Origin of the sequence: Lysobacter sp. Root667, assembly GCF_001427715.1 — a bacterium.
Classification (GTDB): Bacteria; Pseudomonadota; Gammaproteobacteria; order Xanthomonadales; family Xanthomonadaceae; genus Lysobacter.
Genome location: NZ_LMHF01000013.1, coordinates 399077 through 416580, shown reverse-complemented (window position 1 = coordinate 416580; position 17504 = coordinate 399077). Strand labels below are relative to the sequence as shown.

Annotated in this window: 14 protein-coding genes and 2 pseudogenes; 12 read left to right on the top strand and 4 right to left on the bottom strand. The window is 65.4% G+C overall.

Going from position 1 to position 17504, the window contains the following annotated elements:
- Positions 1–9: 9 nt before the first annotated feature.
- The 4 genes from ASD78_RS14670 to ASD78_RS14655 are packed head-to-tail and all read left to right on the top strand — an operon-like array spanning position 10 to position 3973.
- Positions 10–441: a DoxX family protein gene (locus ASD78_RS14670; protein ID WP_156087770.1), complete on the top strand. Its 432-nt coding sequence runs from the start codon at positions 10–12 to the stop codon at positions 439–441.
- Entirely contained in the window at positions 441–2072 is a 1632-nt protein-coding gene (locus ASD78_RS14665) for an MFS transporter (protein WP_055906919.1), read from the top strand. Before ASD78_RS14670 ends, ASD78_RS14665 begins: the two co-directional genes overlap by 1 nt.
- Before the next feature lie 16 nt (positions 2073–2088).
- On the top strand, positions 2089–3438 hold the full coding sequence (locus ASD78_RS14660) for an alginate export family protein (protein ID WP_235566508.1): 1350 nt from the start codon (positions 2089–2091) through the stop codon (positions 3436–3438).
- Positions 3439–3454: 16 nt separating this feature from the next.
- Positions 3455–3973: a DNA starvation/stationary phase protection protein gene (locus ASD78_RS14655; RefSeq protein ID WP_056102633.1), complete on the top strand. Its 519-nt coding sequence runs from the start codon at positions 3455–3457 to the stop codon at positions 3971–3973.
- A gap of 102 nt (positions 3974–4075) precedes the next feature.
- On the opposite strand, the gene ASD78_RS14650 is transcribed toward ASD78_RS14655, so the two are convergent.
- On the bottom strand, positions 4076–4774 hold the full coding sequence (locus tag ASD78_RS14650; RefSeq protein ID WP_055906909.1) for a pirin family protein: 699 nt from the start codon (positions 4772–4774) through the stop codon (positions 4076–4078).
- 168 nt (positions 4775–4942) lie between these two features.
- Between ASD78_RS14650 and ASD78_RS14645 the strand changes: the two are divergent.
- Positions 4943–5859: pseudogene (locus ASD78_RS14645) on the top strand (LysR family transcriptional regulator).
- Between the two features lie 364 nt (positions 5860–6223).
- Positions 6224–6376 (top strand): annotated as a pseudogene (locus tag ASD78_RS20160) (alpha/beta hydrolase); the annotation flags it as partial.
- Between the two features lie 178 nt (positions 6377–6554).
- Here ASD78_RS20160 and ASD78_RS14640 read toward each other — a convergent pair.
- Positions 6555–7475, bottom strand: coding sequence for an AraC family transcriptional regulator (locus ASD78_RS14640; protein ID WP_055906904.1), 921 nt, complete (start codon positions 7473–7475; stop codon positions 6555–6557).
- A gap of 97 nt (positions 7476–7572) precedes the next feature.
- Between ASD78_RS14640 and ASD78_RS14635 the strand changes: the two genes are divergently transcribed.
- The 3 genes from ASD78_RS14635 to ASD78_RS20810 all read left to right on the top strand — a co-directional run bounded on the left by ASD78_RS14635 (position 7573) and on the right by ASD78_RS20810 (position 10381).
- Complete coding sequence (locus ASD78_RS14635; protein ID WP_056102629.1) at positions 7573–8316, top strand: SDR family oxidoreductase; 744 nt, start codon at positions 7573–7575, stop codon at positions 8314–8316.
- A gap of 212 nt (positions 8317–8528) precedes the next feature.
- A complete protein-coding gene (locus tag ASD78_RS14630) occupies positions 8529–9011 on the top strand; it encodes a patatin-like phospholipase family protein (RefSeq protein WP_304438481.1) in 483 nt (160 codons plus the stop codon).
- A 647-nt stretch (positions 9012–9658) separates the two neighbouring features.
- Positions 9659–10381 carry a HEPN domain-containing protein gene (locus ASD78_RS20810; RefSeq protein ID WP_156087769.1) on the top strand — a complete coding sequence of 241 codons (723 nt, stop codon included), beginning with the start codon at positions 9659–9661 and terminating at the stop codon, positions 10379–10381.
- Between the two features lie 673 nt (positions 10382–11054).
- On the opposite strand, the gene ASD78_RS14620 is transcribed toward ASD78_RS20810, so the two are convergent.
- Together ASD78_RS14620 and ASD78_RS14615 are read right to left on the bottom strand one after the other, a co-directional pair.
- Positions 11055–12500 carry an Hsp70 family protein gene (locus ASD78_RS14620; RefSeq protein WP_056102621.1) on the bottom strand — a complete coding sequence of 482 codons (1446 nt, stop codon included), beginning with the start codon at positions 12498–12500 and terminating at the stop codon, positions 11055–11057.
- A gap of 91 nt (positions 12501–12591) precedes the next feature.
- Complete coding sequence (locus tag ASD78_RS14615; protein WP_056102618.1) at positions 12592–13662, bottom strand: DNA topoisomerase IB; 1071 nt, start codon at positions 13660–13662, stop codon at positions 12592–12594.
- A gap of 226 nt (positions 13663–13888) precedes the next feature.
- On the opposite strand from ASD78_RS14615, the gene ASD78_RS14610 reads away from it, so the two are divergent.
- From ASD78_RS14610 to ASD78_RS14600, 3 genes are all read left to right on the top strand, one after another.
- Positions 13889–14335 (top strand): CopL family metal-binding regulatory protein, encoded by a 447-nt coding sequence (locus ASD78_RS14610; protein WP_056102616.1) that lies wholly within the window; start codon positions 13889–13891, stop codon positions 14333–14335.
- Between the two features lie 124 nt (positions 14336–14459).
- A complete protein-coding gene (locus ASD78_RS14605; RefSeq protein WP_056102614.1) occupies positions 14460–16316 on the top strand; it encodes a copper resistance system multicopper oxidase in 1857 nt (618 codons plus the stop codon).
- Positions 16313–17494 carry a copper resistance protein B gene (locus ASD78_RS14600; protein WP_056102611.1) on the top strand — a complete coding sequence of 394 codons (1182 nt, stop codon included), beginning with the start codon at positions 16313–16315 and terminating at the stop codon, positions 17492–17494. The genes ASD78_RS14605 and ASD78_RS14600 overlap by 4 nt, the downstream gene beginning before the upstream one ends.
- The last annotated feature ends 10 nt before the right edge of the window (positions 17495–17504 follow it).

The following is a 17504-nucleotide window of genomic DNA, read 5'->3' as shown; positions in this document are numbered from 1 at the left end:
GAGCGAAACATGAATGCATTGAGACGATGGCTGACTTCACGATGGCTGCGCCGGATCGCGCTGCTGCTGATCTGCGCGGCCTATCTGCAGGGCGGGTTGACCAAGGCCTGGAACTTCGCCGGTGCGATCGCGGAGATGCAGCACTTCGGCCTGCAGCCGGCTGCGCCGATGGCCGCGCTCGTGATCGTCGTCGAGCTCGGCGCGGCTCTGCTGATCATCAGCGGCTATCGACGCTGGCTGGGAGCCTTGGTGCTCGCTGCGTTCACCGTCGCGGCCACCTTCGTCGCCAACCGCTACTGGGCGGCACCGGCCGCGGAGCAAGCCATGCTGGCCAACGCCTTCTTCGAACACCTGGGCCTGGCGGGCGCCTTCGTCCTGATCGCCTGGCACGATCTGGCCCCACACGATCTGGCCTCGCACGAGCCGGAGGAGCGGCGCTGATGTCCAATAATGCCGCCGGTTCCGGCAAGACGGCGGGCGCGGGCGCATTCGCGCCGCTTCGCCACGCCACGTTCGCGGTGTTGTGGACAGCGACCGTGGTCGGCAACACCGGCAGCTTCATGCGCGATGTCGCCAGCTCCTGGCTGGTGACCGATCTGTCGCCCAGCCCGGCGATGGTCGCGTTGATCCAGACCGCCGCCACGCTGCCGATCTTCCTGCTGGCGATTCCGGCCGGCGTGTTGACCGACATTCTCGATCGCCGGCGCTTTCTGATCTTTGCGCAGACCTGGCTGATTCTCGTCAGCGGTACCTTGCTGATGCTGGCCTGGACCGGCGCGCTGACGGTCGAGTATCTCGCCGCGCTGACGTTCCTGGGCGGCGTCGGCACCGCATTGGCGATGCCGACCTGGCAGGCGATCGTGCCGGAACTGGTGCCGCACGAATCGATCCGCGCCGCGGTGACCTTGAACTCGCTTGGCATCAACATCTCGCGAGCGATCGGCCCGGCGCTAGGGGGCTTGCTGCTCGCGGGACTGGGCGCGGCTGCGGCCTACGGCGCAGACGTGTTGAGCTACGTGTTCGTGATCGCTGCATTGCTCTGGTGGCGTCGTCCGCAACCGGCCGCCGACGCGCTCAACGAGAATTTCCTGGGTGCGTTCCGTGCCGGCCTGCGCTACGCGCGGACCAGTCGCGATCTGCATCGGGTGCTGCTGCGCGCGGCGGTATTCTTCGCCTTCGCCAGCTGCGTGTGGGCGCTGCTGCCGTTAGTGGCGCGCGAGTTGCTGCATGGCACCGCCGGCTTCTACGGCGTGCTGCTGGGCGCGGTCGGCGCCGGCGCGATTGCCGGCGCATTTGCGTTGCCGTGGCTGCGCACCCGTTTCGACGCCGATCAACTGCTGTTGGGCGCGTCCCTGTGTTCCGCCGTGGTGCTGGCGCTGCTGGCGATCGCTCCACCCAAGCCGGTGGCATTGCTATTGCTATTGGTGCTGGGGGTCGGCTGGATCACTGCGCTGACCACCCTCAATGGCGTTGCCCAGGGCGTGTTGCCGAACTGGGTGCGTGGACGCGGATTGGCGGTCTACCTGACCGTATTCAACGGCGCGATGGCGGCGGGCAGTTTCGGCTGGGGCCTGGTCGCCCAACGCAGCAGTGTGCCCATGGCCCTGTCGATCGGCGCGGCAGGCCTGGCGATAGTAGGCCTGGCCTTGTATCGGGTTCGGCTGCCGAAGGGCGATGCGGATCTCGAACCATCCAGCCACTGGCCGCAGCCGCTGCTGGCATTTCCTGTCGAGCGCGACCGGGGGCCGGTGATGGTACAGGTGGAGTACCGCGTCGAGGCGGAGCGGCGGCAGGATTTCCTGCAGACCCTGGAGCGTTTTTCGGAGGGCAGGCGCCGCGATGGCGCCTACCTGTGGGGTGCGGCCGAGGATGCTGCGGATCCTGAGCGCATCGTCGAATGGTTTTTGGTCGAATCCTGGGCGGAACACATGCGCCAGCACCGTCGCGTGTCCCATGCCGACGCCGACCTCCAGCATGCCGTCGCAGCCTTCCATGTCGGGCCACAGCCGCCGAAGGTCCAACACCTGCTGAGTCTGCGTGCCAGCCATGCATCGCCCACGGCGAAATCGTAAGGCGGGGTTCGCCGCGTTGGCGGGGCTGCTGGCGACTGCCGCCAACGCCGCGTCGCCGACGGAATTGCGGCCTGCCTACAGCGCCAATCGCTGGCAGGAGGACTGGTCGACGCTGGCGGACCCAGCCGCGCGTACGCAGCCGATGGATCGCCTCAAATTCCTGCCGTTCGGCGAGGACGGCTATCTGTCCCTGGGGCTGAACCTGCGCGACCGCTTCGAATCCGCCGACGGCCCCGGCTACGGTACTCGCGGTCCGCGCGACAGCTATCTGCTGCAGCGCCTGCAAGTCCATGCGGACCTGCGTGTGAACGCCCGCTGGCGCGGGTTCGTGCAGGTCGAGGACGTGCGCTCGTTCGGAAAAGCGCAACCGTCGCCGACCGATCGCAATCCGCTGGACCTGCGGCAGGCGTTCTTCGATTACCGAGCGCCGCTGCGCGACGGCGCGTGGACGATCCGCGCCGGCCGACAGGATCTGCCCTTCGGACAGCAGCGATTTCTGAGCTCGCGCGACGGGCCGAACCTACGCCAGTCGTTCGATGCGGCGTGGCTGCATCTCGAGGCTGGCCGCTGGAACGCCAGCGTTTTCTTCAGCCAGCCGGTCCAATACGCGAGCGAAAGCCACTTCGATGACGTTTCCAATCGCCAGCTGCGGTTCGACCTGCTGCATGCGGAGCGGGCGCTCGCAAACGGCTCGATCAGCTTCTTCTATGCGCGCTATGCCGATGCCGAGGCCGATTATCAGGAGGCGGCGGGACGCGAGTGGCGCCATAGCCTGGACGCGCGTTGGACCGGCGTCGCGGATCGCTGGGACTGGGATGCCGAAGCCGTCGTCCAGGGCGGCGAGGTAGCAGGTGTCCCGGTGCGGGCCTGGGCCTTGGGCGTGCGGGGCGGATACACGTATTCCACGCATCGTCTCGCGCCGCGGATGGGATTGCAGATCGATCTGGCGTCCGGCGACCGGCGCAGTGGCGACGGCAAGCTCGAGACCTTCCATCCTCTGTTCCCGAACGGCTCGTACTCATTCACTCAGGCCGGACATACCGGCTACGTCAACCTGATCCAGCTCAAGCCGTCAATCGCGCTGAAGCCGACACAAGCGCTGCAAACCTCGCTGGCGATTGGCGGATTGTGGCGGCAGACCGTGCGCGACGCGGTGTACCTGCAACCCGATATCCCGCTCGCGGGAACAGCCGGCCAGCCCGGACGCCATACCGCGACCTACCTGCAACTCAAGGCCGAGTGGGAACTGAGCCGGCAACTGACTGCCGCCGCGGAACTCGTGCGCTACCAGGCCGGGCGCGCCGTCCGCGCCGCCGGTGGCCGCGACAGCGACTACGCGGGGCTGGAACTGAAGTTTTATTGGTGATTTCCCGGAGAAATGCATGAACGACATGACCGAGACGAAACAGCGCCGCAAGGCTTCCCTTGTCACCCCGACTGCCCTGGGCGCCGACGCGCGACGCGATATCGGCGCCGAACTCAATACCTTGCTTGCCGACATCTTCGCCCTGTACCTGAAGACGAAGAATTTTCATTGGCATATGTCGGGGCCGTACTTCCGCGATTACCACTTGCTGTTGGACGAGCAGGCCGACCAGATCTACGTCACCGTCGATCCGGTCGCCGAGCGCGTACGCAAGCTCGGCGGGCTGACCTTGCATTCCACTGGCGAGATCACCCGGCTGCAGCGGCTGTCGGACAACGATGCCGACTACGTGACGCCGGCGGACATGCTGGCCGAGCTGCGCGAGGACAACACCCGCGTCGCTGGCTTCATGCGCGCGACGCATGCCTTGTGCGATGAGTACGGCGACGTCGCGACTGCCAGCCTGCTGGAAAACTGGATCGATGAAGCCGAACGGCGCATCTGGTTTCTGTTCGAAGCCGGACGTGGCAGCTGAGCGATGGGCGTATGCCCCTGGTCCTCATGCATCGCATGCGAACCAGGGGCAGGGCGGTCAGGCCTTCGCGGTGTCGTGCGTCGGCCCGGTCGGAATCATCGATCAGGGGAGATCAAAGAACAGGATTTCGGCGTCCTTGGCCTGATCGAACGTGATGTGCGTTTCCTGCTCGATCTTCAGTGCGTCGCCGGCCTTCAGCTCGACTCCGTTGACCGTGAGCGTGCCGCGGACAACATGGACGTAGCCGCGCCGGCCTGAGCCCAGCTCGAATTCGGCACGTTCATCGCCATCGAGCAGGGAGGCGTAGAGGAAGGCGTCCTGGTTCATGCGCAACGAGCCGTCGCGTCCATCCGGCGAGATCACCAGCCGCAGCTGCCCGCGCTTGGAGGCCGCGTCGAAATGCTTCTCCTCGTAGCCCGGCTCGTGGCCCGCCTTGTCCGGAATGACCCAGATCTGCAGGAAATGCACGCGATCGCTGGGCGAGTGATTGAACTCGCTGTGGCGGACGCCGGTGCCGGCGCTCATGCGCTGGACATCGCCGTAACGCAGCACCGAGCCATTGCCCATGCTGTCCTTGTGCTCCAGAGCGCCGTCCAGAACGTAGGAGATGATCTCCATGTCCTGGTGGCCGTGGGTGCCGAAGCCCTGTCCGCCGAGGACCTTGTCCTCATTGATTACCCGCAGGTCCCCGAAGCCCATGTGGCGGGGATCGCGGTATTCGGCGAACGAAAAGGTATGGCGCGAGCTCAGCCAGCCGTGCTCGGCGCGGCCGCGCTCTTCGCTCTTACGGACCTGCATCATGGTGTGCTCCTCTCGCTTAAGTGCGATTTGATTGAATGTGGCCTTGGCGTACCATCGGGCTCGTAAACCCCGGAAATTGCTGATCGCTCTTGGCTTGGCGGGCAGTATGGGAGCCGCGGTGCGGTAAGAAAAGCGAACAGATTGCCGTCCTATCATCGAGAAAATCGAATGCTCCGTCTGACCTTGGATGCCCTGCAGATCCTCGATGCCATCGACCGCCGGGGCTCCTTCGCCGCGGCCGGCAAAGAACTGCACAAGGTGCCGTCGACGATTTCCTACACGGTGGCCAAGCTCGAGGACGACCTGGGCGTCCAGGTGTTCGAACGCCTCGGGCCCAAAGTCGCGTTGACGGCCGCCGGGCACGAGCTACTCAGGGAAGGGCGCTACCTGCTGAAAGCCGCGCAGGATCTCGAACATCGGGTGCGTCGGGTGGCCTCCGGTTGGGAAACCGAATTCGCCATCGGCATCGATTCCCTGTTCTCGGTCGCGTCGCTCGAGGAGGACATGCGTGCGTTCTACGCGGTGGCGGATCGAACCCGCCTGCGCATCGCACAGGAGACCTTGACCGGTACCTGGGAATCGCTGCTGGATCGCCGCGTTGATCTGCTCATCGGAGCGGCGGGGGAGGGGCCTTCCGGAGGCGGCTACGTTGCCGAACCCATCGGCCGCGTTTCCTTCGTATTCGCAGTGACACCCGATCATCCCTTGGCAAAGGCCGTAAAGCCGCTGGGGAAGGCGGAGCTGCAACAGCATCGCGCCGTGGTCGTGGCGGATTCGGCGCGGAAATTGCTGCCGAGAACCGTGGGCCTGCTGTTTGGCCAGGATGCGATCACCGTTCCCGACATGCGCAGCAAGTACCAATTGCAGCGGTCGGGGATGGGTTTCGGTTTTCTGCCCGAGCCTTATGCCCGCGAGGCAATCGCAGCCGGCGAGCTGGTGGTGAAAGCGGTTGAGGAGCCGAAGCCGACGAGACCTTCTATCTGGCCTGGCGTACGGGTGAACTGGGCGCCGCGCTGAAATGGTGGATAGACCGAGCCCGGTCGCCGGGTAAGTTGTACGATCTTCTGTCGCTCTCGTGTAGTTGATCGCTGGACCCGGAAGCCTTTACAACCAGGCCACGGCCGCCCGAGCGAGTTTGCGATACCACGGCATCCGCAGCTGCGAATTCATGGGGGCGGTTGGGGTCATCAGGCCGGCGGTGTCAGCGATGTCATGGCGTGTCTCGGGAAACTCATTCCGTCGATGCAATGCTCTGACGCGTTGTCGACGCTTGCAGATGAATTCTTCAGTTGCGCAGCAGCTCGTTAGCGCGGTCGTTCGGGTACGGCATGCCGTCAGGCCAAAGGGGCGGGCGCATCGTGAAGCCTCTGTTCACGGCAGGGAATTGGGATATCCGTAACTAATTGTTTCTGCCCAGCATTTTTCTACGAGTGCTCGCCCGCCTACCGCGATCAGGTAGTCCCCTACGCTGATTCAGCCGTGTTGTCGGCCAAGCTCGTCAAGAACGGCACGTTGAAAACCTACAAAGGCGCGCCTCACGGTATGCCGACCACACACGCCGACCAGATCAATGCCGACCTTCTGGCGTTTTTGCAGAGCTAGCGGGCGCGGCTCATGGCCTGCCTTGGCGCAGGTCCTCTGGGAGACATCGAAGGATGCTCGTAAGAATGGTTCCGACTCGCGCGGGATGCGGGTCGGAACGTTGAACCCTGGTAGTGCCGGCGGAGCGGATCGGTCTTGGTGATCAATTTCATCGGTGCGCGCAAGCCCATAACGGACATCAGGCTGCACACGAGCGTACCTGGCGCCTCTCTCTGGCGTAGCCACTCGGGGATCGACCCACGTAACGAGTGAACGCAGTACTGAACGTGCTCGCCGACGAATAGCCCACGCGCTCGGCTACCTTCTCGATCACCAGATCCTGGCGGTCGAGGATGTCTTTCGCGATCGCCATCCGCCAAGCGAGCAGATACTCCATCGGCGGCATGCCGACCGCGCGGGTGAAGCGTTGGAAGTAGGCCGACCTCGACAGCGCCGCGACCTTGGCCAACTGCTCTACGGTCCACGCGCGCGACGGGTCGCGGTGCATCTCCCGAATGGAAAGGGCGAGACGCTCGTCCGCCAGTCCGCGCAACAGACCCGCCGGCGCCGTGTCGCCCGGCGCCGCCCGCAAGGCTTCGATCAGCAGGACCTCGACCAGCCGGGTCAGGATGAGATCGCGCCCCGACCTCGTTTGCATGGCTTCCTCGCGCACGAGGCGGACCAGCACGCCGAAGCGATCCTCGCCCCGCACGTGGATGACGGGTGGGAGCAGCGCCACCAGCAGCGCCGTGTCTGGCGAATCGAAGACGAAATAACCGCCGAGCATGCGCACATCGGGCTCCCCCTCGAGGGAACCATGACGCAATTCATCGCCTTGCTCCGCAATGGTGGCGGGATCGACGTGCTGCGGCTCGACGGGTTCGAACCCCGACAGGACAAATCCCGGCGTCGCGGGCAAGAACACGAAATCGCCTGCCTCCAGGCGCAGCGGATCTGCCCCATCGACCTGCAGAAGGCACGAGCCGTCGGTCACGACACAAAAGCCAGGGTGTCCGAATGGTGCGTAGCGAACGCCCCATTGCCCGGCGCCGGAAATGCTCTTCCCCATGACCTGGACAGGTCGAAGCAGGGTGATCAGCTCGGCGAGGGGGTCGGTCATGCCAGGACTATTGCCAATGTTTCATGGACTTTACAGTATCGATAGTCCTGTGTCGCGGACCTATCGTGGTCGCACCTACCACCATGGAGTCCCCGCAATGAAGACCGTTCTGATCACTGGCAGTTCCTCCGGCTACGGGCTCGAAACCGCCCGTCACTTCCACGATCGCGGATGGAATGTCGTCGCCACGATGCGCCGGCCGAGCCCCGGCATCCTGCCCGCGTCCGACCGCATCAAGCTGGTCGCGCTGGATGTCACCCGTGCCGACAGCATCGCCCGCGCTGTCGAGGAGGCCGGCCAAGTCGATGCTCTCGTCAACAATGCGGGCATCGGCGTCGTCGGCGCGTTCGAGGCCACGTCGATGCAAACCGTGCGCGAGGTATTCGAGGCCAACACGTTCGGCACGATGGCGATGGTGCAGGCCGTGATTCCGCAGATGCGCGCGCGACGGGCGGGCACGATCGTGAACGTCACCTCGAGCGTCACCTTGGCCAGCATGCCCCTCGCTGCCGCTTACACGGGCAGCAAGACTGCGGTCGAAGGGTTCACCGGTTCGCTGGCGCACGAACTCGGCGCGTTCGACATCCGGGTCAAGCTCGTCGAACCCGGCTACTGCCCGACGACGCGGTTCGCCGAGAACGGGGCTGAGCGCATGAACGGCCTCATCCCGGATACCTATGCGGACTATGCCCGCCCGATCTTCGAGGCCTTCGCCCGTCCTCAGGCGACCACGCAGCCCCAGGATGTCGCCGAGGCAATCTGGCGGGCCGTGCACGACGTATCCGACCAGTTCCATTTCCCGGCCGGCGCCGATGCCGTCGCATTGGCGGGGCCGCGATAAACGCGCTGGCACGACGGGTCCGGTCCGGAAGGCGGCCGCGTCATTGGGTGCCGGTCCTCGGATTGCTCCTGGCAGCGGCGCTCGTCGCCGCTGCCGTGGGGGCTTGGGCACATACCCGCGAAACCCCGGTACGACCGCTTGCTCCCCTCAGGTTGGAGACGGTCCGCCAGCACTCCGAGGCAGTATCGGATACCGGCCGACCCGTAGCCTTGGTGCTCGGTGGCGGTGGACTGCGTGGCTTCGCCCACATCGGTGTTTTGCGCGCACTCGAGGAGCGCGGGATCCGACCAGACATCGTGGTCGGCACCTCGGCGGGTGCGCTGGTCGGCGCCGCCTATGCCAGCGGCAGCACGATCGAACATCTGGAAGCTGCGGCAACGAGCATCGAAGTGCCCGCGCTCATCGACTTGACCCTGGACGAAGGCGGCTTGATGCGCGGCGACGAGATCGCGCGTTGGGTGGATGGCGCAACCAGTGGAAAGCGGATCGAAGAGTTCCCCGTGCGCTTCGGCGCTGTCGCGACCGATCTCGACAGCGGTGACGCCGTTGTATTGGCGTCGGGTATGCCCGGAGATGCGGTTCGTGCCTCGGCGGCTGTACCAGGTACGACCGTGCCCGTGGCCTATCCAGGCGGCCATCCGGTGTCGTCATCGCGGTCGACATCTACTGCAATGCCGACGGACTCAACGCCATGACCGGCATCGGTGGCGCGCCACGGCGCTGTCTACAACCCGTACAAGGAACGGGGTAGGGGAGAGGCCGACCGGGGTGCAGGGGCTCCCCCTGCGGCTATGGGCGCGCAGGCGCCCGCTTCTTCACCCAGCGCGGCCACGGTGGCGGGCAGCCAGGTCAGCGGCTACGGCGATATCGGTGTGGCGTTGAAACCCGGTCCGGCCCCCTGAAAACGGCTCTTTAAAGGGGTGCAACTTCCTTGCATGGCGGTTTATCTGTTAGGTTCCGAATGAACGGGGAGCCCTAGCAGTGCGGGTCGGTGCTGCAATTGCGGAGAATATGCATGCTTTCCCTAAGAACGAATCCCAACGGCTATTACCATGTGTCTTCCGCCGGCTACGGTTCACCGCCATTCGAAGGAATTTCGACCGGCATCGAAGTCGGTGACAACGTAGTTCTACAGTCAGACCTAGATAGTGATGCTGTAGTTGAGATCAACGTGACTGTTACGCGCGTAACCGGCGACGACTGCGAGGGAGCATATCGTTCGTGCGAACAAATTCGTGGTGGTCCTCCTGGCCTCGCCGTAGGTGATCGTGTCGCCTTCTCCCGGGGCCACGTATTCCTCGTCGAAAAGAGAACCTGACGCCAGCCATTCAAGGGGTTTCTTGTGGCGACGCAGTTAAAGAGATCGACTGCCAAGAAGGCATCAGTAGTCAACGATCCTCATGTGGAGAGCTTCCTTTCAAACATCAGAGAAGTAGAGCAATTGTTGAAGATTCACAGTAGTTACGTTGGCAACGGTCCGGGGAGAAAGCGCGATGTTGAAGTCCTCAACAAAAGCGCAATTGTGCTTACCGTTGCGTGTTGGGAGGCTTACGTTGAGGACATTTCAACCTTGGCGCTTGATTACATGATTGCCAACGCAGCTAGCCACCTAGTGTTTCCGGAGAAAGTGTTAAAACTCGTCGCCGCTAACAATTCCGGTGTCTCTGCATGGAGCCTCGCTGGTGAGGGGTGGAAAATCGCTCTCCGAAATAATTACGACGCCATACTCGCTAAAACAGCTGCTAAATTGAATACGCCTCGTGCGGCTCAGGTAGATGAGCTATTTGCAAACTCGATAGGGCTCGAAGGTGTGTCCAGGTGCTGGCACTGGAAGGGGCGCTCTGTTACTGCCGCTGTCGAGGCCTTGGACGATCTAGTCACTTTGCGCGGGGGTATCGCGCACAGAGTTAAGCACAGCAGAAGCGTTCTAAAGCGCGATGTGACGGATGCTACCAACCTCGTTCTCTGGCTTGCTGCAAAGACCACCAATAGGGTGCGAACTCATGTGCACTCGTCCGTGGGCAGCTACCCATGGAGGATTGTTGCCTACAGGGGGGCAACTTGAATCGTGGTAGCCGTTAGATTTCGGCTCTCCCAGATACATTGTTAGTCGGTCCTGATGACACACCGTGAAGCGGCTGCTTGCTCGGCGGCCCTTGGGCTTCAAGGTCGGCGATCTTTGCAAGAGGTTGGCTCTAGATCAGGGTTTTATGACGCGGCTAGGCCGTGCTCTCGGTACTCGCCCAAGTCGACTATGACCACGCGGACCAGCTGACGCGGGGCTGCGCGAGCAGCTCGGCGCGCTTTGGCCGCCGCGAGGCGATCCTCGGCTCGTTGGCGAAACACCAGCCCGCGCAGACGTTCCGGGGTAATGCGGTCGCCGTCCAGCGAGACGAGGTCACGCCCGCGCATGCGCCAGCCGGCCCAAGGGCCGGTCAGATCTACATGGTTGTCCACGAGTCGCCGGTGGAGATCACCGGCGCACGTGTTCGGGCAAGACTGGCCCTCAGGCCAGCATGGCGGGCGCATAGCCAAGCCTCCAAACGGCGTTCCATCGCGCCAGAGCCTTCCTAAACGCCCTGCGGAGCCATGCGTGGACACTTCGCATAATGCATATTATGTAAATGTCGAGTATGGAGCGGGCACGATGGCGGATTAAGCCCTGTCGACACCCCTCACCTCGGAGACATCCACAAAAACAATGCCTTGCGGGCAGATCCGTGGAAATTCAGCCGGCCTCAGCCGGCCGCGGCCGCGTGCGCCAACCCCGTCACCACGCCCAGCGACGCGTCGCCGGTGACGATTCTGGCGTCCGGGAATACCTCCTTCGCGGCTGCCGGCACGTAAGGCGAACGCGACATGCCGCCGGTGAGATAGACGCTGTCGGGCTGATTGGGCAGATCCGCCTTGGCTCGCCGCATGAGTTCGCTCAGATGACGCAGGAACGGGCTGGCCGCGTCCTGCAGCCGCTCCTTGTCCAGGCGCGCTCGCAGGCCGTCCTCGATGTAGTCGAGCTCGAATCCGACCCGGTCCTGGTCGCTCAGGCCGATCTTGGCCCGCTCGACGGCGCGGTTCAGGCGCACCGTGTGCCCAGGCAGCTGCAGTCGCTCCAAGCGCAGGCCGTAAGGCGCTTCCACGTTCTTGAACGATGCCTGGCGGAAGTTGTTCTGCCGCTCCAGGTCATGGACGGTCGATGCCTCGTAATAGCGATGCACTGCGGTCGGCGTGACGCCCTTGCCGAACAGCGCCATGACCCCGCGCATGCTGAGCTCGATGTCGACATCAGTACCGCCGACGGGCTCGCCCCAGGAACCGTGGATGACAGGCGCCGGCGCCGTCCCGCCGACATCGGCGAGCGCGATGTCCGTGGTGCCGCCGCCGATATCCAGGATCAGCGTTCGACTGGCTGCGGCCTGGCCGCGGTGATAGCCGTAGGCGGCCGCCGCCGGCTCTTCGAGGAATTCGACGGCATCGAAACCGGCGGCGTGCGCGGCGTCGGTGAGTATCTCCAAGGCCTGCACGCCGCCCGCCTCCTTCATGCTGCTGCGGAAGCGCACCGGCCGTCCCATGACCGCCTGGCGCACTTCGGTGCCCAACTGCGCGGATGCGGTCGTGCGGATGTGGCGCAGGAGCTGTGTGGAGATCCGCAGCAGCGCCTCGCGGGCACCGCCTTCGAGTCTGTAGCCCAGCATGGACTTGGGCGAAACCACCAGGTGGCCGGTGCCGCTGGCCATGTAAGCCTCGATCGCTTCGTCGCCGTACAGCGCGTTCTGCACGTCTGCGCCCGCCTCCATCGCCTTGCGGACCTCGTCGGCCGCCCACTGACGGCGTACCGCAACCACGGCGGCACGCTGCATTTCGTGGTCCGACTGCTTGCGTACCGTCGGCACCAGAGCCAGGGCATCGGCGCGCAGGTGCGCCGGTCGCTGCATGGCTTCTTCGCGCAGGCGCTGCACGCGCGCCAGTTCCTGGCTCTGGTCGCGCTTCGCGCCGGCGACCAGCGCCCTCACCTGCTCGTGCAACTGCTCGGTCAGCTCGAACTGGGCGATGTCGGGCATCCGCAGCGGGAAGAACACGGTCGTGCGGAACTGCCGGTCGTCGCCGAAGCGGATCAACTGCAGCTGGCCGTCGACCACCGCGCCGGCGGCCGAGTAGCTGGTTCCGAAGTCGATTCCGATCCGCATGGATGCCTTGTTCGCTAAATCCGGCCCGCCATTTTGCCGTGAATCGCTCTGCAGTGGACGCAGCGACGCGCGTGCCCGCGCGAGCTCGGCACTAGGAAGCCGCCGCACTGTCCGCGCGTCCGGCCTTTTGCCTGCGGCCGTGCATGCGCTTCAGGAATCGCAGCGTGGCCTGCTCCCATTGACGTTCGCCGCGTGCCTGGGCGGCGTAGCGCGCCAGGGCCTGCTCGCGCCAACCCGAAAACACCGCCGGGTCGATGTAGGACTTGCGGCAGACCGCCGGTGTGTTGCGCAGCAATTGCGCGACCTCGCCCACCACGGCTTTCTCGACCTGAGCCAGGGCGCGTTCGCTGGGCGCTCGACCTGCCCTACCCTCGGGCAACGGCAACAGGGCCAAACATTTGAAGGCTGCCAGCGTGCCGCCCCAAGTGCGGAAATCCTTGGCGCTGAACTCGCCGTCCATGGCCTCGCGCAAGTAGGCATTGATGGTGTCCGAGTCCACCGGCTGTATCGCGCCGTCGTCGTCGCGGTACTGGAACAGGAGCTGGCCCGGCAGTTGCTGGCAACGCCGGAGTTGCCGCACCAGCGCGGCGTCGTCGATCGCGATGTCGTGCTGCTGGCCGCCTTTGCCCCGGAAATGCAGGCGTGCACGCCCCTCGCGCAGGAAGTCCAGGTGGCGATTGCGCAGCGTGGTCAGGCCGAACGTACCGTTGCTGCGCGCATAGGCGTCGTTACCCACGCGCAGCAAGGTCTCGGACATCAGGGCCACAACGATCGCCAGCACCTTGCTGCGCGGGAGGCCGCCCTGCTTCAAGTCGGCACGCAGGCGCCTGCGCAGTCGCGTCAGCGCCGCGCCGAAGTCGACGATGCGGTCGAACTTGCCGTGGTCGCGCGCATGCCGCCAGGCGGCATGGTAGCGGTACTGCTTGCGGCCGCGGGCGTCGCGCCCGGTCGCCTGCAGATGACCGTAGGGATGAGCGCAGATCCACACGTCGGTGTAGGCCGGCGGCACCGCGAGCGCGCGGATGCGCTCCAGCGTGGCAGCATCGCGCACGGCCCGGCCCTGTGCATCGCGATACCGGAAACCCCGCCCCGAGCGCAGGCGCGCGATGCCCGGATCGCTGTCGCTGACGTAGCGCAGGCCGGCCGCGGCCGCATCGCGCAAAGATCCGGGGCTGGGAGCGGTCGCCGGCGAATCGGCTGTCCGCGCTAGTCTTCTCATGCCCGACAGATAAAGACAGGGGCGTCGTCGATGCGTCAACGCAGCCGAATCGACGCCCGAGCCGCCTCCAACCGGGCTAGAGCCTGAACCATGGTTCAGACTCCAGCGCCGTGGCTTACACGCAATTTTGACGACAAGCCGGCGCGCTTAGCGGTAAAGTAATGCGGTGATGTCGATCCTACTGCGCCTGCTGCTCTGCGTCGGCCTGATCCTCAATGGATCGGCGTACGCGGTTGCGTCCACGCAAATGCAGTTGAGCCACCTGTCGGCGACGATGGGAGCCGCGGCCATCGCGCAGACGTCCTGCCACGACGGCATGACCGATAGCGGCATGACTCACGACGGCATGGCCCACGATGGCATGCATATGGCGGGCATGGATCACGACGGCGCGTCGATGCCTGCCGGCCACAGCGGCCACGCGCCCGATGCCACATCGCCGGACTGCTGCAAGTCGCCGACCTGCACCTGTTCCTGCCTGCAGCCCGCGCCGGCGACCGCGATCGCCTTCGCCCTGGGCGGCGCGCATATCGGTCACGCCATGATCGCCCAGCCGATGCCCGTCGATCACGACGCGCCGGCCCTGCACTCCCCGATTCGACCTCCCATCGCTTGATCGTCCTGCGCACCGCGCCTGCGGTGGGCTTTAGCGGGTTCCGTGCGGCGCCAACGTCCGCCAGGGACCTCGTGTCGTCGGTCGCATCGCGCGCTGGCGTTTCCGATTCTTGTGGAGTTCGACGATGTCTTCCGATTTCTCCGGCCGACGGCCGGATACCCTGGCCGAGCCTACGCGCCGGCGTTTCGTCACCGGCCTGGCCGTAGGCGGCGTCGCCGCGGGCCTGGGCCTGTGGCGCTCGCCCGCGTTCGCGGGCACCGCACTGGCCACCGCCGCACGCGAGCTCAGCGGCCGCGATTTCGACCTCGCCATCGATGCGGCGCCGGTCAACTTCACCGGACGCGTGCGTCCGGCGATCACCGTCAACGGCTCGCTGCCGGCGCCGATCCTGCGCTGGCGCGAAGGCGACACGGTGACCTTGCGCGTCGCCAACCGCTTGCGCGACACCAGTTCCATCCACTGGCACGGCATCTTGCTGCCGGCCAACATGGACGGTGTGCCGGGCTTGAGCTTCGACGGCATCCCGCCGGGCGAAACCTTCGTCTACCGCTTCCAGCTGCACCAGTCCGGCACCTACTGGTACCACAGCCATTCGATGTTCCAGGAGCAGGCCGGGCTGTACGGCGCGATCGTGATCGATCCGCTGCAACCGCCGCCGTTCCGCTACGACCGCGAGCACGTGGTGCTGCTGTCGGACTGGACCGACCTGGATCCGGCCGCGCTGTTCCGGCGCATGAAGAAGATGTCGGACTACGACAACACCTACAAGCGCACCGTCGGCGACTTCGCCCGCGATGCGCGCGAGCACGGGCTTGCGGCGACGCTGCGCGATCGCGGCCAGTGGGGCCGGATGCGCATGACCCCGACCGACCTGTCGGACATCAACGCCCACACCTACACCTACCTGCTCAACGGCGCGGCACCGGCGGGCAACTGGACCGGCCTGTTCCGTTCCGGCGAGAAAGTGCTGCTGCGCTTCATCAACGGCTCGGCGATGAGCTACTTCGATGTGCGCATCCCGGGGCTGAAGATGACCGTGGTCGCCGCCGACGGCCAGTACATCCACCCGGTCAGCGTGGACGAGTTCCGGATCGCGGTGGCCGAGACCTTCGACGTGATCGTCGAACCCTCAGGCCAGGACGCGTACACGATCTTCGCCCAGGATATGGGCCGCACCGGCTATGCGCGCGGCACGCTCGCGGTACGCGAGGGCCTGTCCGCGCCGGTACCCGCGCCCGATCCGCGCGTCATCCTGACCATGGACGACATGGGCCACGGCGGCATGGATCACGCTGGTATGGACCACGGCGGGATGAACCAAGGAAGCGGCGGCACGCCCAAGAAGACGATGCCCGAAGGCAGTTGCGGCGCCAGCATGGGCATGGCCGGCGGCGCGCCATCGATGGCGGGCATGGACCATTCCGCTCAAGGCATGGCGGGCATGAACCACGGCGACGGCGCGGCGCATCCGGCCAGCGAAACCAGCAATCCGCTGATCGATATGCAGTCGATGAGCAGTACGCCGCGGCTGGACGATCCGGGCATCGGCCTGCGCGACAACGGCCGTCGCGTGCTGCGCTACGCCGACCTCAAGAGCTTGTTCGAGGACCCCGACGGCCGCGATCCCAGCCGCACGATAGAACTGCACCTGACCGGCCACATGGAGAAATTCGCCTGGTCGTTCAACGGCCAGAAGTTCATGGACGCCGAGCCGCTGCGCTTGAACTACGGCGAGCGCATGCGCATCACCCTGGTCAACGACACCATGATGACCCATCCGATCCATCTGCACGGTTTGTGGAGCGACCTGGAGGACGAGCACGGCGAGTTTCAGGTCCGCAAGCACACCATCGACATGCCGCCGGGTACGCGCCGTAGCTACCGCGTGCGCGCCGACGCGCTCGGCCGCTGGGCCTACCACTGCCATCTGCTCTATCACATGGAAGCGGGCATGATGCGCGAAGTGAGGGTCGAAGAATGAGCGCCCTCCTCTTCCCCCGCCGCGCCGCGCTCGCCGCCGCATTGACGCTCGCCTTCGCCGGCGCCGCGCAAGCGCAGCACCATGGCGGACACGCCGCGCAGGCCAAGCCCGAACCGAAACCGCGTACGACGCCTAAGGCATCCGAACCGGTCGCGGATCCTTCCAAGATGGACCATGCGGCGATGGGCCACGACGCCGCGCCCAAGGACGGCGACGAGCACGCGGGCATGGACCATTCGAAGATGGACCATGCCGCGATGGGGCACGACGCCGAGCCCAAGGACAGCGGCGAACACGAAGGCATGGACCATTCGAAGATGGACCACGCAGCGATGGGTCACGACGCCGCGCCCAAAGACAGCGGCGAACACCCGGGCATGGACCATTCGAAGATGGACCACGCCGCCATGGGGCACGCGCCCGCCGCGAGCGAAACTCCGCTGGAGCCGATTCCACGAGAGCCGATTCCACGAGAGCCGATTCCGCCGATCACCGATGCCGACCGCGCCGCCGCGTTTCCGCCCTTGCGCAAGCACATGGAACACGCGCGCGAATTCAACAGCTACGTGCTGTTCGACCGTCTCGAAGCCGGTGACGCCGATCATGGCCGCGGCGAGGCCTGGGAGGCCACGGCCTGGTTCGGCAGCGATCTCAATCGTTTGTGGTTGCGCAGCGAAGGCGAACGCGAAGGCGGCGTCACCGAGTCGGCGAACCTGGAAGCGCTCTACGGCCGCAGCATCACGCCCTGGTGGGACGTGGTGGTCGGCGCCAAGCACGACTTCAAACCGGGGCGCTCTCAGGATTGGCTCGCGGTCGGCCTGCAAGGCCTGTCGCCGTACAAGTTCGAGGTCCAGGCCACCGCCTACGTCGGCGCGTCCGGACGCGTCGCGGCCAATTTCGAAGCTGAGTACGACGTGCTGCTGACCAATCGCTTGATCCTGCAGCCGCTCGTCGAACTCGAATTCAACGGCAGCCAGGATCGACAGCGCGGCGTGGGTTCGGGCTTGAGCACGCTCGAGGCCGGGCTGCGGCTGCGCTACGAGTTCAGCCGTCGCTTCGCGCCCTACGTCGGCGTGGTCCACGAGCGCGCGTTCGGCAACACCGCCGATCTGCGTCGCGACGAAGGCGAATCGACCCAGGATACCCGCGTCGTCGCCGGCGTCCGGGTGTGGTTCTAAGGAAACGACC

What these genes read in the sequence shown, in the direction of transcription:
- ASD78_RS14640 (WP_055906904.1), bottom strand. Translation starts at nt 7,475, where the DNA reads ATGACCGACCCCCTCGCCGAGCTGATCACCCTGCTTCGACCTGTCCAG.
- ASD78_RS14620 (WP_056102621.1), bottom strand. Translation starts at nt 12,500, where the DNA reads ATGCGGATCGGAATCGACTTCGGAACCAGCTACTCGGCCGCCGGCGCG.
- ASD78_RS14670 (WP_156087770.1), top strand. Translation starts at nt 10, where the DNA reads ATGAATGCATTGAGACGATGGCTGACTTCACGATGGCTGCGCCGGATC.
- ASD78_RS14665 (WP_055906919.1), top strand. Translation starts at nt 441, where the DNA reads ATGTCCAATAATGCCGCCGGTTCCGGCAAGACGGCGGGCGCGGGCGCA.
- ASD78_RS14635 (WP_056102629.1), top strand. Translation starts at nt 7,573, where the DNA reads ATGAAGACCGTTCTGATCACTGGCAGTTCCTCCGGCTACGGGCTCGAA.
- ASD78_RS14610 (WP_056102616.1), top strand. Translation starts at nt 13,889, where the DNA reads ATGTCGATCCTACTGCGCCTGCTGCTCTGCGTCGGCCTGATCCTCAAT.
- ASD78_RS14600 (WP_056102611.1), top strand. Translation starts at nt 16,313, where the DNA reads ATGAGCGCCCTCCTCTTCCCCCGCCGCGCCGCGCTCGCCGCCGCATTG.
- ASD78_RS14650 (WP_055906909.1), bottom strand. Translation starts at nt 4,774, where the DNA reads ATGATGCAGGTCCGTAAGAGCGAAGAGCGCGGCCGCGCCGAGCACGGC.
- ASD78_RS14655 (WP_056102633.1), top strand. Translation starts at nt 3,455, where the DNA reads ATGAACGACATGACCGAGACGAAACAGCGCCGCAAGGCTTCCCTTGTC.
- ASD78_RS14605 (WP_056102614.1), top strand. Translation starts at nt 14,460, where the DNA reads ATGTCTTCCGATTTCTCCGGCCGACGGCCGGATACCCTGGCCGAGCCT.